This is a genomic window from Hymenobacter setariae (assembly GCF_007713685.1).
In the GTDB taxonomy this organism is placed as follows: Bacteria; Bacteroidota; Bacteroidia; order Cytophagales; family Hymenobacteraceae; genus Hymenobacter; species Hymenobacter setariae.
This window is the reverse complement of record NZ_VMRJ01000004.1, coordinates 153,524-165,823: the sequence shown is the minus strand read 5'-3', so window position 1 is coordinate 165,823 and position 12,300 is coordinate 153,524. Positions and strand designations below refer to the sequence as shown.

Here is a 12,300-nt window from a genome sequence, read left to right as displayed (position 1 = left end):
TTTCTACCAAGTAGTAATTTTGCCTATGGTTTAGTTGGCCCATACCATCGCACCACGGGGTAGCGGCGATAGCCAGGCTCGGCATAGGGCGAGTGCTGGTACACCCATTCGAGCTGGCGGGGGCCACTGGCGGCTAGTGTGGGGTCCGCTTTCTTGGCAGCTTCTAGCTGCTCGCGCACACCGGGGTTTTTGGTTAGAAATTCTGCGGCTAGGTCCTCGAATACGTAGTCGGAGTAGTGCTCCTTCTGCTGCAAGATGCTATCGAAAAAGCCCCAGGCGAAAAACGAGTCGGTAGCTCGTGGCTCGAGCGCCTCTACGAGGTAGCGGCGGGCAGGGCCTTGCTCGGCCACCACAGCCAGGTAGGCGCTACCAGGCCCTAGGGTGCTGGTAGCCTGCTGCCCGGTGCTAAGGCCTACTTGAGAGTGCAAATAGTGCCCTTCGTATGCCCGCGGTGCCGTCTTGTAGTCTTCGATAGAATAGTGCTCGCTGCGGCCCGTGAGGGGCTCGGAAAGCGGGCGGAGCACCACGCCATTGCGCCGCAGGTTGTCGATAACTTCCGTCCAGGCCGCCGGAATAACATAGGCTTGCGGCGCTTCTACCAGCACGGTGGGCCGGGCGGTATTGTAGTAGGGCACGGGCCGGGTGTAGGGCTTAGTGCGGTCGTAGTAGAGGCGCGGCTGCCCGCTCACGGCGCTGGACTTGTGCCCGGCTTCGTAGCCCCGAAAGGACACGGTAGTCGTGGCCGTGTCGCTGAGCGCCCAGGCCAGCGGAAAGCGCGTTTGGGTACCTAGGGCCTGGTCGGCGGTGGCGCGGGCGGCCAGCACGGCTGGCGCCTGGGCCGCGATAGTTTGGAGGTAGGTGACGAGCAGGTCATAGGTAGCACGCACTCTGGGCTCAAATGCTTTAAGCATGTGCGTTTCGGGCATGAAGCCGATACTGTTGAACAAGGCCGCGTAGCCGGTCGAGTAGCGGGGGCTTTCCATAAAAGCGCGCAGACCGCTCTCAGGTGTTTCGCCCTCAAAATCGACGTAGGGCGTCATGGGCCATTTCTTCTTGGCCATGCCTGCATAGAGCGCTGGCAGCAGCTGGCTCTGCAAGTAGGTACCTAGGGCTGGTGCGAGCTTGTTGTGCTGGGTCGGAATAAGCGTAATGGTGTATTGATAATCAGCGCCATTAGAAGTATGCGTGTCCACGAAGATTTCGGGCCGCCACTTCTGAAACAGCGCCGCAAACGAACGGGCATTGCGCGAATCCTGCTTCACAAAGTCGCGGTTGAGGTCGAGGTGCCGCGCATTGCCCCGGAAGCCGTAGGCCTGCGGCCCGTTTTGGTTGGCGCGGGTCGTCGAGTTGCGGTTCAGCATGCCATCCACGTTGTACACGGGTACAATGACGAGCGTAACTTTTTGGAGCAAAGGCAGCAGCTTTTTATCGCGCAGCAGGTCGCGGGCCAGCATCATGCTAGCGTCGATGCCCTCGGGCTCGCCGGGATGGATGCCGTTTTGAACAAATAAAATAGGGCGGCCCTTGGCCCGGCTAGCGGCGGGCTCGAAAGTGCCATCGGCCGAAAGCACCACCTCGTGCAAGGGCTGGCCACTGTCGGTGAGGCCCGCCTCGCGCAGCTGCATGGTGGCAGGGTTGGCGGCGGCTAGGGCTTTATAAAACCCCAGGCACTCGGCATAGGTAGCGGTTGTGTTGTGCGCTGGGTCGCGCTCGAACGGCGTGGTGAATGGCGGGGTAGGGGGCGTGCCCGGCAGGGCGGTGCCCCGCTGAGCCGTGGGCGAAAGCGCCGCAGCAAGCAAAATGGCGAAAAGCATGGGCGCGAAGGTCGGGCCGCGAATTGAATTGCCCTAGGGGGCCGCTTTGCCGTACAGGTGGGGTAAGAGGCCTACTTCGCCTTTTTTGACTAGTGCATGTCTGATTCTTCTCGTCCCCTCATTCTCGTTTCCAACGACGACAGCCTCACGGCCCCCGGTATTGCCCATTTGGTGCGCATTCTGCAAGAGCTACATGCCGAAATCGTGGTAGTTGCGCCCAGCGCCCCGCAGTCGGGCATGGGGCACGCCATCACCATCGGCCACCCACTGCGGCTCGATAAATCCGATATTTTTGGCCATAGCGTAGAGGCCTACGCCTGCTCGGGCACGCCCGCCGACTGCGTCAAAATCGCTAAGTATTACGTGCTCAAGGACCGCCGCCCCGACCTCGTGGTGTCGGGTATTAACCACGGCTCCAACTCGTCGGTGAATGTGCTGTACTCCGGCACTATGTCGGCCGCCATTGAGGCAGCTATCGAAGGGCTGCCTGCTATTGGCTTTTCGCTCTGTGAGTATGGCGACCATGCCGACTTCTCGCACGTGGGCCCGTGGGTACGGCAGGTGTGCGAGCTGGCGCTAACTCAGGGTGTGCCTGCTCACACAGCCCTCAATGTCAACATTCCTAAAAATGCGGCGGGGCCCATCCAAGGCATCCGGCTGGCGCGCCAGGCCAATGCCAAGTGGGACGAGGAGTTTGACCGCCGCCTCGACCCCTACCAGCGTCCTTACTTCTGGCTGCAAGGCAAATTTGCCAACTACGACCGCGGCCTCGACACCGACGAAGCAGCCTTGGCCGAAAACTATGTATCGGTAGTGCCCTGCAAGTTTGACCTCACCAACTATGAGGGACTGCAAGCCCTGGCCACTGCTTGGCAGCTGCCGCTGCCTGAGGCGGGCGCGGCCGCCACGCCGCCCCAGCCTATGGCCAGCGAGGACTACGGGCCTGCGGCAGAGGAAGCAGCGCAGTAAGGTCTAGGCCGAAAGGCTGCCGCGCCAGGCCTACCGCACCTGGGAAGGCACTGTGCGCACTGTTTTGGGGGCCAAGAACGACCCACGCGAGCGAATAATCTGCACCGGAGCCAGTGGTGGACCCCCTAGGTGGCAGTCTGCCCGCTGCCGGGCCCCGTGCCCAACAGGGGCCAGCAGCGCCGCCAGTAGCAGTACCAGTGCAACTAGGCCAAGCAGTTTCATAAAACGTTCAGTTAACGTTTCAAATTACCACCCGACCCATGAACAAGGAATGAGGTAAGTAAAAGGGGCTTAGCTAAGCAGGCGAGAAGCTCAGAACGTGAAATTCTCGGTTGTGCCCTCGGTTGCTTAGCTAAGCATCTAATCACTGCTCAGCCAGCCTTTGCGCCAGAAATAGTAGAGCTGCCCCACCACAATGAGGGCGAGGATGCCCAGCAAAACGGGGTAGCCCCAGGGCTGGTATAGCTCGGGCATGTTGAGTGGCAGCCGGTGGCCGTGCTGGTCTTCGGGCTGAAAATTCATGCCGTATAGGCCCACCACAAAGCTGAGCGGGATGAAGATGGAACTGATGATAGTCAGTACCTTCATTACCTCGTTCATGCGGTTGCTTTGGTCGGAGAGAAACAGGTCGGCCAACGATGAAATATTGTCACGGTAGCTCTCGGCCAGGTCCAGGGCCTGAATGGCGTGGTCGTAGGCATCGCGATAATAGGTCTTGAGCTCCTCGGGCACTACCTCGTCGGGTAAGCGCAAGATTTCCGCTATCTTGTCGCGCTCGGGATATACCAGCCGTCGAAAGCGCACCACATCTTTCTTGATGCGCAAAATTCGATTGAGCAGCCTTCGCTCGCGGCGTTCTGTAAAAATGCGGTCTTCCAGTTCCTCAATGTAGTCGCCGATGGCGGCCATGGTGGGGTAGTAGTGGTCGAGCACCACATCGGTGAGGGCGTAGGCGAGGTAGCCGCTCGATTTGCGCCGAAGCTGGCTTAGGTTGGCCCGCAGGCGGTTGCGCAGCACCTCCAAGCAGTCATCGTAATCGTCCTGAAAGCACAGCACATAGTTGGGGCCGGTGAAGATAGAAAGCTGGTCATCATTTATTTCTAGGTCCGACGTGAAGTCCGTCATGCGCGACACCAGAAATAGCCGGTCTTCGTCAAAAACTTCCACCTTGGCCCGTTGATAGTCGCCGAGCACATCTTCGAGCTGCAGCGGGTGCAGGCCAAAATCATCCATCAGGCGCTCCATCAGGGGCAGGTCGCCGTAGCCACGCACGTCTATCCAGTGCTTGAGCTCAGGCTTGCCGTGAAAGGCCGCCAGCAACTCGTCGTAGCGGTCGGTGTACTCGGTTTCGGTGTAGCTCTGCTCGTTGTAAGAAAACATAAACAGGCGCGGCTTGAGGGCGCCGGCTTTCACGCGCAGCGTGCCGGGGCGCTGCCCCACCTCTTGCTCGCGAGCTAGGCGCGTAGCCGCGCGGTCGGAGATGCGGTCGGTAGTAGCCAGCGAAGACGCCGGGGAGCGCTCGTCGGCCGAGGTGGGGGGCGGGGCCAGCGGCAGCGGGTCAGGAAAATCCATGGGCAATTAAAGCTGAACTACCCGAAAGATGCAGCACAAACATGAAAACGCCGGGAAGGCCGCGGCCCGGTGCCGTACTTTGCCCTTCGCTGCCCCTTTTTTAGTGCCCGTGGCATTTTCTCCTCTCGACTTTTCGCCGCCTGCTGCCCTACACGTGCACGTGGCCCTCACGGCCGCTGGCCAACCGCCCGCCTCGCCGCGCCTGCCGCTGGCTTTCGAGCCATTTTTGTTTCTGACGCCGGCCCACCAAGCGTTGCAGGAGCATGGCTGCCCGGTGCTGGCTTTTTTCTTGGAAGACGAAGCCCTAGGGTATACGGTGGCGCAGTTTTACGTGGCAATCGATTTTGAGGGGCCGGGCCTGGCACGTTCGCCGGGGCAGGCTAGCTTTGGCGGGGTGCAGCTAGCGCAGGGCTTGCCAGCAAGTGCCGTGCAAATGCTGCTCGATGCCGCAGAGGCGGCGTTGCGCCAGCATGGCCAAACTCGCTTGGAAATTCGCAGCTATGCAACTTGCTACGACCCTACCGGAGCCGCCACACTAGCCGAGGCCTTGAGTGCAAAGGGCTACTTGGTAACGCTGCGCGAGGAAAACTACTACCTTGACCTAGGGCGCGACTACGCCGCCCACCTCACCTACAACGAGCGTCACTGCCTGCGCAAGTGCGTGCGCGCCGGCTTTGTGCTAGAGCAAGAACCTCCCTATTTGCTACCGTTGGCCTACGAGTTTATGGCCGCGTGCCGCCAAGAGCGGGGGCAAAAGCTGTCGCTGCCCCTCGAAAGAGTGCAGGCATTGTTTCGAGCGTTTCCGCGCCAGCACTTGCTGCTGTCGGTGCGAGAGCCCACGGGTGACTGGGCGGCCGTGCTCATTGCCATTCGGACTAGTGAGCACGCCTTCTATGATTTTTACTTGGCTAGCCCCTTGCGCCTCAACAAGCTGAGCCCGGCCGTGCAGCTCCTAGGTGGCCTGCACGCCTTTGCGCAGGCTAATGAGGCCCGCATTGTAGACCTTGGCACCTCGACACTACCCAGCGGGGAGCCCAACCAACCGCTGCTGAATTTTAAGCGCCACTTGGGCGGCCTTGCCAGCCCGCGCCTCACGTGGCAAAAATCACTTTAGCTTGCGCTGTTCTGGCTTCGGGCAAACCTTACTTCTACTTTACAACGCAACCGGCCTTGCGCTATACCTAGGCGGCGGTCTACACCTATAGCAGCGGGCCCACACCGCTCTCGCCATGCTCCGTCCTGCTTCTGATGCGCCAGCTGCTGTGCCCTCGGCGGCACCCGTTGCGGGCGTTTGGCGAGGCTTCGTGCGAGGCTCGCTTGGCACGGGGGTGGCAGTAGCGGCGCGGGCCATTGGGGCGCTTGTGCTCAGCAAGCTGGTGGCCTTATACGGGGGGGCGGGTGCGCTCACGCAGTTGGCCCAGTTCCAAAACTTAATGGGGTTATTTGGGGCCTTGCCCGCCGATGGCATTCAGGTGGGCGCTACTACCCGCCTAGCGCCGCTACCGCCTAGTGCGCGGCGCTACCGGGCCTGGCTGGGGGCAGCCGTGGCGCTCACGCTAGGAGCGGTGGGCCTAGGTGGAGTTGCACTGGGGCTAGCTGGAGGCGCTGGCTGGGGGCTGCTGGCGGTATTCTGCTTCACTGTAGGCATGGCTGCCGTGGCTACCCAGGCGCTGCTAAGCACAGCGCTGCTCGCGGCCGGGCAACGGCGCGCCTACGTGCACCAAGCAGTGGCCCTGAGTGTAGGTGGCACCGGGGTAACGGCCGCTATGCTACTGCTGCGGCAGTCGCTGCCACTGGTACTGGGTGGCTACCTAGGGGGGCAGGCGGCAGTGCTGGCGCTCACGCTGGTGCAAGCGCAGCGAGCGGGCCTGCTACAGGGGCTGCGGGTGGGGTGGCCTAGCCGCTTGGCTGTGCGCGGCCTGCTACGCTTTGTGCTTATGGCCAGTGGCCCGCTGCTATTTGGGCGGGCAGTCGATTATGCGGTGCGCGCTTACCTCATGACGCACTTTACACCGGCTAGCACCGATTTGTGGCAGGCCGTGGCCCGGCTCTCCGACCACTACTCGCTGGTGGTGGGGGCCATGCTGAGCACTATTTTTTACCCTAGGCTGGCTGCATTAGCGCCGGTACCGGCCCAAGCTCGGCATTACCTGCGAGCGGTACTCGGCCTACTGGCTGGCGCACTAGGAGGGGGGCTAGGGTTAGTTTTTGCCTTGCGCAGCTGGCTGCTGCCCTTGTTGTTTGCACCGCGCTTGCTGGCTGCCCGCGAGCTACTGGCCCCGCAGCTGCTCGGCGACTGGGCCAAGTTTCTGGTGTGGGTGTTTCTGTATCAGCTGCTGGCCCGCGCTCGGCCGCTGCCTTATCTAGCCGTGCAGGCGGCGTCGGCCATACTTTACACTGGGCTGCTGGTGGGCCTGCTGCCGCACCTGGGGCTAGCTGGGGTGTTGTGGGCGCACGCGGGCCGCTACGGAATTTTGCTGCTTGCTTGCGCCACCGTACACGTAGCCGCAAGCAGAAAAAGTATAAAAACGCCCGATGCTTACAAAAAACCATAGCGTGCCGCTCGTTACCATCATTGCCTTGTGTTACAACCACGCGCCATTTTTGCGGCAGGCGCTAGATTCTATTCTGGCCCAAGACTACCCGCACCTCGAAGTGTGGCTGGTTGATGATGCTAGCCAAGATGGCAGTCCGGCCATTTTGCGCGAGTACGCCCAGGCCCATCCTACCTGGCACTTGCTGCTGCTGTCCCAGAACATGCGCAACTGCCGGGCCTTCAATCAAGCCTTTTTTCAAAGCAAAGGCGCCTATGTTCTCGATTTTGCCACCGACGATGTGCTGCTGCCGCACCGCGTCAGCCAACAAGTAGCGTTGTTTGAGCACCTAGGTCCCAGCTATGGCATAGTTTACTCCAATGCCGAGCTCATTGATGAGCAAGGCACGGCAGTAGGCCTGCACCACCGCCCCGATGGGCGGGGCGGACTGCTGCCCCGGCCGGCCAGCGGCTGGGTGCTGGCCGATGTGCTGAGCCGCTACTTCATCTGCTCGCCTACTATGCTTGTGCGCCGCGAGGTGCTCGCCCACCTAGGTGGCTACGACGAGGCGCTAACCTTCGAAGACTTCGACCTATGGGTGCGAGCCAGTCCCGACTGGCAATTTCACTACCAAGATGAGGTCACGACCCAGCGGCGCCTGCACCCGCGCTCTATGTCCACGCGAGCCTACCAGCCCAACGACCCCTATTTGCTGTCCAACATTGCGGTGTGCCGCAAGGCTGTGGCCCTCGTGCGCACGCCAGCCGAGCGCGCCGCCCTAGGGGTGCGCCTGCGCTGGGAGCTGCTGCAAGCCCTACGCCACCGCCAGTGGTCGGCTGCTCGTGACCTCGCCGATTTGCTGCACCTGGCCGGGCGCCGTCATCCCCTCGATTTTGCGCTTGGCCTACTGGCTAGGCGTAGCGTAAAAAGTTGGCAGTAAGAATGAAATAGCGCTGCGCCTAGCTGACGATTAGCCAAAAAAATCGCTGGGGTCGGCCTGGCTGAGATACTTTTTGAGCTTGCCTAAATCGCCGAAGTATGGGAGCACCCAGTGCATAAACTGCCGCACGGCCTGGGGGCTATCGGCGTAGACCAAGAAAGTGTCTTCCTGCTCGTCAAACTCCAACTGGTCGAGCAAGCCCGGCTGATACTCTTCGATAATAGTCTCGATGTGCTCGCGCCAAGAAAAGCCATCGCCCCCGTAGCCATAGTCCTCAAATACATTGAGATAGTCGTCCAGCGCGTCTATCTCGGCCAGAATGACAAACTGATGGGCCGGGTCGCTACCGGCCTTGGCGGCGGCAACTTTGAAGGGAAACGTAGAAGCCATAAGTAGAAGTGATAGCGCAATAAAGCTAGCCCAAGGGCCGGGGCCGTACTGCTTGGCGAGCAGTACCTAGGAGGATGCACGCTTTGCGAAGCCAGCCGCCAGCCGACCTAGGTAGCCAGGTAGGAGGAAAGGAAATAACCCACGGGTAACTAGTTAGGGGATAAGCACGGCCATAGCCGCCGGAACGAAAGTAAGGTGTAAGTGAAAGAAAAGGAAGTATTTGGAAAGCCAAGTAGCAGAATAGAGTGCCACCGTTGCCGCTAGCGCCGCTCCGGGTTTGCCTATCCATCAAATAAGGTACTACGCAAAAGCCACGGCGCAAAATGCTTTTGTCAGGCAGTAAGAACAGCTTTACTTCTAAACCGGAGTTGGAATTAGCCGATAGTGCCGCGCTATTCACACCTGAGGCGCAAAACCGCGCAAGCTGTTTTGCGGGCCCCAGCCATTGCGTAGCTTTAGTGCCCCGCCCGGCCCTTCCCACCCATGCTTCCCGACCAGTTTTCCACCGACTTCCTACAAGTCGCCTACCGCCCCGACCTCAATCAGCTCACTGGCCGCTGGCTGCGCTCGGTCACAGAGCCCGAGCTGCACCAGGGCTACGAAGCCTTGAGCCAGGCGGCCCAACATCACCAATGCGGCTACTGGCTCATCGACTCGCGCCGCCGCACCAATCGTAGCCTCAATGGCCCCGAATGGGTAACCACCCAGTTTTTGCCGCAGGTGCAGCGCCAACTGGGCACGCCGCTGTACGTGTGTTTTTTGGTGCTGCCCGACTACCTAGGCAGCTTGCCGGCCAGCGCCCACGAGGTAGCGCCCGGTAGCCTAGTGCAGTTTGCCCGCTTTCAAGATGAGGGCGCGGCCAATACCTGGCTGGCCACCAAGCAGGCCGCGCCTCGGCAAGCCTAACCGGAACTCCCGCCCTCCTAGCGCCGACGGCGCCAAAAGAATAAGCCCACGCAAGCCAGTGCTAGCCCCAAAATAAGTGCATCGCGCCCTCGCTGGCCCTGTTGAGCCTCGGCTAGGTCGGCCGCTAGGGCGCGCTGGCGCTCGGCAGCTTGTTTCTCCCGCTGCTGCGCATTGAGCAGGTCGTTCTGAAACTCACTAATTCGCTGAGCGGTGAGGTTGCGGTCGTCGCGGCCGGTATTTTGCAGCGTGGTGGCCGTAGTTTGGGCCTGCTGAGCCGTCTGGTTAAGTACTGCTACTATCTCCTCGTCCTTATTCACGATGCCTTGCAGAGCATCTACTACCTCCTGTAAGTCCTTCTTACTAGGCTTATTATTCAAGCCAAACAAGCTGTGGCGCTGCGCATTGGCTTCGGCGTAGCGCTGCGTGAGTACGCGGCGCTCGGCCAGCAGGCGCGTGAGGGGCGAGTCGGGTTGGGCCAGGGCGCTAGACCCTAGTAAGAGCAGGACAAATAACAGCTTACTACGCATAGCAACGACAAAGGAAAATGCTGCACCTACGGCCCGGCCCCTCCTAATGTTAGACGGCTGCTAGTAACTCACTGCTCCCGAAGAAGTCATGACTTTGCTGAGCGTGCGGATGATGCGGCCTGCACGCGACTTCACGGTACCTAGGGGCAGGCGCAGCTCCTCGGCTGCCTCTACCTGGGTATAGCCCTTGAGATACAGTAAATCGAGCAGCTGGCGGTCGTTAGGGCTAAGCAACTGTAGCCAGTCGCGCACCCCAATGTGCTCGGGCCGGAAGGTAGCCGGGGCTGGCCGGTGGGGCACCGTTTCTTCGGTAAGCGAATACGTGCGCTGCGCGTCGCGGTAGCGCTGGTCGCGTAGGTGGTCGATGGCTAGGTTGCGCGCAATGTTCAGCGCCCATGTAAATAGTCGACCGCGGCTAGCATCATACCTAGGAAAGGCCAACCAGAATTTGACCATGCATTCCTGCAAAATGTCCTCAGCTAGCTCATCCTGGCGCACAATACGCCAGATTGTATAATACAAGGCTTTGCTGTAGTTCTTGTAGAAGAGCCCCATCGCAGCTTCGTCTCGGGTATATAAGCGCCGAACTAGCTCTTTTTCAGCATCCTTCTCTAATAGCTTCATCAGCAGCCTCGGGTGGTGAGGCCATACCTACGCATTTGCGGTAGGTGCTGGATTTAGATATTAACAAGAATAAATAAAACGCATTTGGGAACCTTTTTACTTTTCACCACTCACCATGCGCGAAATCAGCCCATGGTCTTTGGTAAGCTCGGCCCATACCACACCCACTATGTGCACCACCACAAAGGCGATAAGAAGGTACATCGTCACGTTGTGTACCTCCTTCACTGAGTGCTCCATGCTGTGGAGCCACGTCACGTCGTCGGCCCAAGTAAGGGCTAGGCCGGTAAGCACCATTACGCTGATAAATAAGTAGAAAGCAGCATACGTGAGCTTGGCCAGCAGGGCGTGGCGGGCATCGGGGTGCTCGGCGGGCGGGGCCAGCCGGTAGTAGCGAGCCGCTGCTACCAGCCGTGTCGTAAAGCGGCGCTCGGCAGGGGCAGTGAGCTGCAGCACCAGCCAGTAGGCCCAAAAGGAGGCTAGCGCCAGCCCGATGGCAATGTGCCAGTCCCACAGGCGCTCACTCAGCAGGTGGGCAATGCTCATTCCCTGTTCTTTGCTGAGGTTGCCGCCGTGCTGGGCCGCAGCCGCCTGAAACTCGGGCACTAGCGCTTTGGGCTTCACGATAACCTTGATGAAGAGAATCGTAATCAGCTGGCCCAGTACTAGCAGCGCATTGCCCCAGTGCCACACCCGCAGCGGCGCCGAGTAATCGTGAGTGGAAACTGGCGTAGCAGCAGGCGTGGGCATGGGAGGTAGGGCGGAGGTTAGGCGAGCGCTTCGGCTGTCGCTGCTACTGCCTGTGGTGCCAGCGTGCGGTCGGGGTAAGCCAACAGCGCGTGTTCGAGGCAGGTAAGGGCCGCGGCCAAATCGTTGAGGTTAAGTACGTAGGCGATGCGTACTTGTTGGCGGCCTAGGTCGGGCGTTTGGTAAAATCCGTTGGCCGGCGACAGCATCAGCGTCTGGTTTTCGTAGGTGAAGTCGGTGAGCAGCCATTCGCCAAAGCGCTCGGCATCATCTACGGGCAAGTGGGCCATCACGTAGAAGGCGCCGCCTGGCACCGGGCACTGTACGCCGGGCATAGCCTGCAAGCGCGCCACTGTGAGGTCGCGCCGCGCCTGGTACTCGGCGCGGTTTTCATCAAAGTAGCTTTCGGGCAGGTCCACAGCCGCTTCGCCCAGTAGCATACCTAGGCCGGGGGGGCTGATGCGCATCTGCGCAAAGTGGAAGGCTGCCAAGTACACGGTTTTGTTGCGTGTCACGAGCGAGCCCACTCGTGCACCGCAAGCACTGTAGCGCTTCGAGATAGTGTCCATCACTACCACATGTTCTTCGCCGCCGGGCAGGTTGAGCGCACTAATGGAGCGAGCCCCGTCGTAGCAGTATTCCCGGTAAGCCTCATCCGAGAGCAGGTACAGCCCGTGGCGTTGGCAGAGCCCTAGGAGGTCTTCAAGCTCGCGGCGGGTGTACACGTGGCCGGTAGGGTTGCTAGGGTTGCAAAGCAAAATCGCCTTGGTGCGCGGCGTGATAACCTGCTCAAAAGCAGCTAGCGGCGGCAGGGCAAACCCATTGTCGATGGTGGCCGTCACGGTCACGATGTTCACGCCCGCCGCAATGGCAAACGCCGTGTAGGTGCCATAGAACGGCTCGGGAATGATGACTTCGTCGCCGGGGTTGAGGCAGGTAAGCAGCGCAAATAAAATGGCCTCACTGCCTGCCGTGGTCACTAGTATCTCTTCGGTGCTCACCTCTATGCCCGCACGGTGGTAGTAGGCGGCCAGCTTCTGGCGGTAGCTGTCAGTGCCCGCGCCGTGGCTGTAGGCCAGCACCCGGATGTCGGCCTGCCGCACGGCTTCAAACAAGCTGGGCGGGGTCGCGATATCGGGCTGACCAATGTTGAGATGGTATACTTTCTTACCCTGCTGCTTGGCGGCTTCGGCAAAAGGAGCCAGCTTGCGGAAGGGCGAAGCGGGCATGGCCTGCCCGCGCTGTGAGATAGCTAATGACATAAGGTATTCAGTATT

General features: G+C 60.4%; 13 protein-coding genes. 5 read left to right on the top strand and 8 right to left on the bottom strand.

Translation table 11 applies throughout. The annotated features are described in order from the left end of the window. Positions 1–23: 23 nt before the first annotated feature. On the bottom strand, positions 24–1,814 hold the full coding sequence (locus FNT36_RS15575) for a M14 family metallopeptidase (protein ID WP_144849585.1): 1,791 nt from the start codon (positions 1,812–1,814) through the stop codon (positions 24–26). A gap of 96 nt (positions 1,815–1,910) precedes the next feature. Between FNT36_RS15575 and surE the strand changes: the two genes are divergently transcribed. Further along, positions 1,911–2,783: a 5'/3'-nucleotidase SurE gene (gene surE / locus FNT36_RS15570; RefSeq protein WP_144849583.1), complete on the top strand. Its 873-nt coding sequence runs from the start codon at positions 1,911–1,913 to the stop codon at positions 2,781–2,783. A 30-nt stretch (positions 2,784–2,813) separates the two neighbouring features. Here surE and FNT36_RS15565 read toward each other — a convergent pair whose 3' ends face one another. Beyond that, positions 2,814–3,005, bottom strand: coding sequence for a hypothetical protein (locus tag FNT36_RS15565; protein ID WP_144849581.1), 192 nt, complete (start codon positions 3,003–3,005; stop codon positions 2,814–2,816). A gap of 138 nt (positions 3,006–3,143) precedes the next feature. Next, a complete protein-coding gene (gene corA / locus FNT36_RS15560) occupies positions 3,144–4,355 on the bottom strand; it encodes a magnesium/cobalt transporter CorA (protein WP_144849579.1) in 1,212 nt (403 codons plus the stop codon). A 109-nt stretch (positions 4,356–4,464) separates the two neighbouring features. Here corA and FNT36_RS15555 point away from each other — a divergent pair, with 109 nt between their 5' ends. From FNT36_RS15555 to FNT36_RS15545, 3 genes are all read left to right on the top strand, one after another. Continuing rightward, complete coding sequence (locus FNT36_RS15555) at positions 4,465–5,469, top strand: hypothetical protein (RefSeq protein WP_144849577.1); 1,005 nt, start codon at positions 4,465–4,467, stop codon at positions 5,467–5,469. Between the two features lie 115 nt (positions 5,470–5,584). After that, positions 5,585–6,910, top strand: a complete 1,326-nt coding sequence (locus tag FNT36_RS15550) for an MATE family efflux transporter (RefSeq protein ID WP_144849575.1) — start codon at positions 5,585–5,587, stop codon at positions 6,908–6,910. 1 nt (position 6,911) lies between these two features. Then, the gene (locus FNT36_RS15545; protein ID WP_233635961.1) at positions 6,912–7,829 is read left to right on the top strand and encodes a glycosyltransferase; all 918 of its coding nucleotides are present in this window, start codon (positions 6,912–6,914) and stop codon (positions 7,827–7,829) included. Positions 7,830–7,859: 30 nt separating this feature from the next. Here FNT36_RS15545 and FNT36_RS15540 read toward each other — a convergent pair whose 3' ends face one another. After that, a complete protein-coding gene (locus FNT36_RS15540) occupies positions 7,860–8,219 on the bottom strand; it encodes an Imm51 family immunity protein (RefSeq protein ID WP_144849571.1) in 360 nt (119 codons plus the stop codon). Positions 8,220–8,702: 483 nt separating this feature from the next. Between FNT36_RS15540 and FNT36_RS15535 the strand changes: the two genes are divergently transcribed. Beyond that, on the top strand, positions 8,703–9,125 hold the full coding sequence (locus tag FNT36_RS15535; RefSeq protein ID WP_144849569.1) for a hypothetical protein: 423 nt from the start codon (positions 8,703–8,705) through the stop codon (positions 9,123–9,125). Positions 9,126–9,142: 17 nt separating this feature from the next. Here FNT36_RS15535 and FNT36_RS15530 read toward each other — a convergent pair whose 3' ends face one another. From FNT36_RS15530 to FNT36_RS15515, 4 genes are all read right to left on the bottom strand, one after another. Continuing rightward, positions 9,143–9,652 carry a hypothetical protein gene (locus FNT36_RS15530; protein ID WP_144849567.1) on the bottom strand — a complete coding sequence of 170 codons (510 nt, stop codon included), beginning with the start codon at positions 9,650–9,652 and terminating at the stop codon, positions 9,143–9,145. A 60-nt stretch (positions 9,653–9,712) separates the two neighbouring features. Further along, positions 9,713–10,276 carry an RNA polymerase sigma factor gene (locus tag FNT36_RS15525; protein ID WP_144849565.1) on the bottom strand — a complete coding sequence of 188 codons (564 nt, stop codon included), beginning with the start codon at positions 10,274–10,276 and terminating at the stop codon, positions 9,713–9,715. A gap of 96 nt (positions 10,277–10,372) precedes the next feature. After that, positions 10,373–11,026 (bottom strand): cytochrome b/b6 domain-containing protein, encoded by a 654-nt coding sequence (locus tag FNT36_RS15520; RefSeq protein ID WP_144849563.1) that lies wholly within the window; start codon positions 11,024–11,026, stop codon positions 10,373–10,375. Between the two features lie 17 nt (positions 11,027–11,043). Further along, positions 11,044–12,285: a pyridoxal phosphate-dependent aminotransferase gene (locus FNT36_RS15515; protein ID WP_144849561.1), complete on the bottom strand. Its 1,242-nt coding sequence runs from the start codon at positions 12,283–12,285 to the stop codon at positions 11,044–11,046. Positions 12,286–12,300 lie beyond the last annotated feature (15 nt).

Coding starts and splice junctions, on each gene's coding strand:
- FNT36_RS15575 (WP_144849585.1), bottom strand. CDS start 1,814: ATGCTTTTCGCCATTTTGCTTGCTGCGGCGCTTTCGCCCACGGCTCAG.
- surE (WP_144849583.1), top strand. CDS start 1,911: ATGTCTGATTCTTCTCGTCCCCTCATTCTCGTTTCCAACGACGACAGC.
- FNT36_RS15565 (WP_144849581.1), bottom strand. CDS start 3,005: ATGAAACTGCTTGGCCTAGTTGCACTGGTACTGCTACTGGCGGCGCTG.
- corA (WP_144849579.1), bottom strand. CDS start 4,355: ATGGATTTTCCTGACCCGCTGCCGCTGGCCCCGCCCCCCACCTCGGCC.
- FNT36_RS15550 (WP_144849575.1), top strand. CDS start 5,585: ATGCTCCGTCCTGCTTCTGATGCGCCAGCTGCTGTGCCCTCGGCGGCA.
- FNT36_RS15540 (WP_144849571.1), bottom strand. CDS start 8,219: ATGGCTTCTACGTTTCCCTTCAAAGTTGCCGCCGCCAAGGCCGGTAGC.
- FNT36_RS15535 (WP_144849569.1), top strand. CDS start 8,703: ATGCTTCCCGACCAGTTTTCCACCGACTTCCTACAAGTCGCCTACCGC.
- FNT36_RS15530 (WP_144849567.1), bottom strand. CDS start 9,652: ATGCGTAGTAAGCTGTTATTTGTCCTGCTCTTACTAGGGTCTAGCGCC.
- FNT36_RS15525 (WP_144849565.1), bottom strand. CDS start 10,276: ATGAAGCTATTAGAGAAGGATGCTGAAAAAGAGCTAGTTCGGCGCTTA.
- FNT36_RS15520 (WP_144849563.1), bottom strand. CDS start 11,026: ATGCCCACGCCTGCTGCTACGCCAGTTTCCACTCACGATTACTCGGCG.
- FNT36_RS15515 (WP_144849561.1), bottom strand. CDS start 12,285: ATGTCATTAGCTATCTCACAGCGCGGGCAGGCCATGCCCGCTTCGCCC.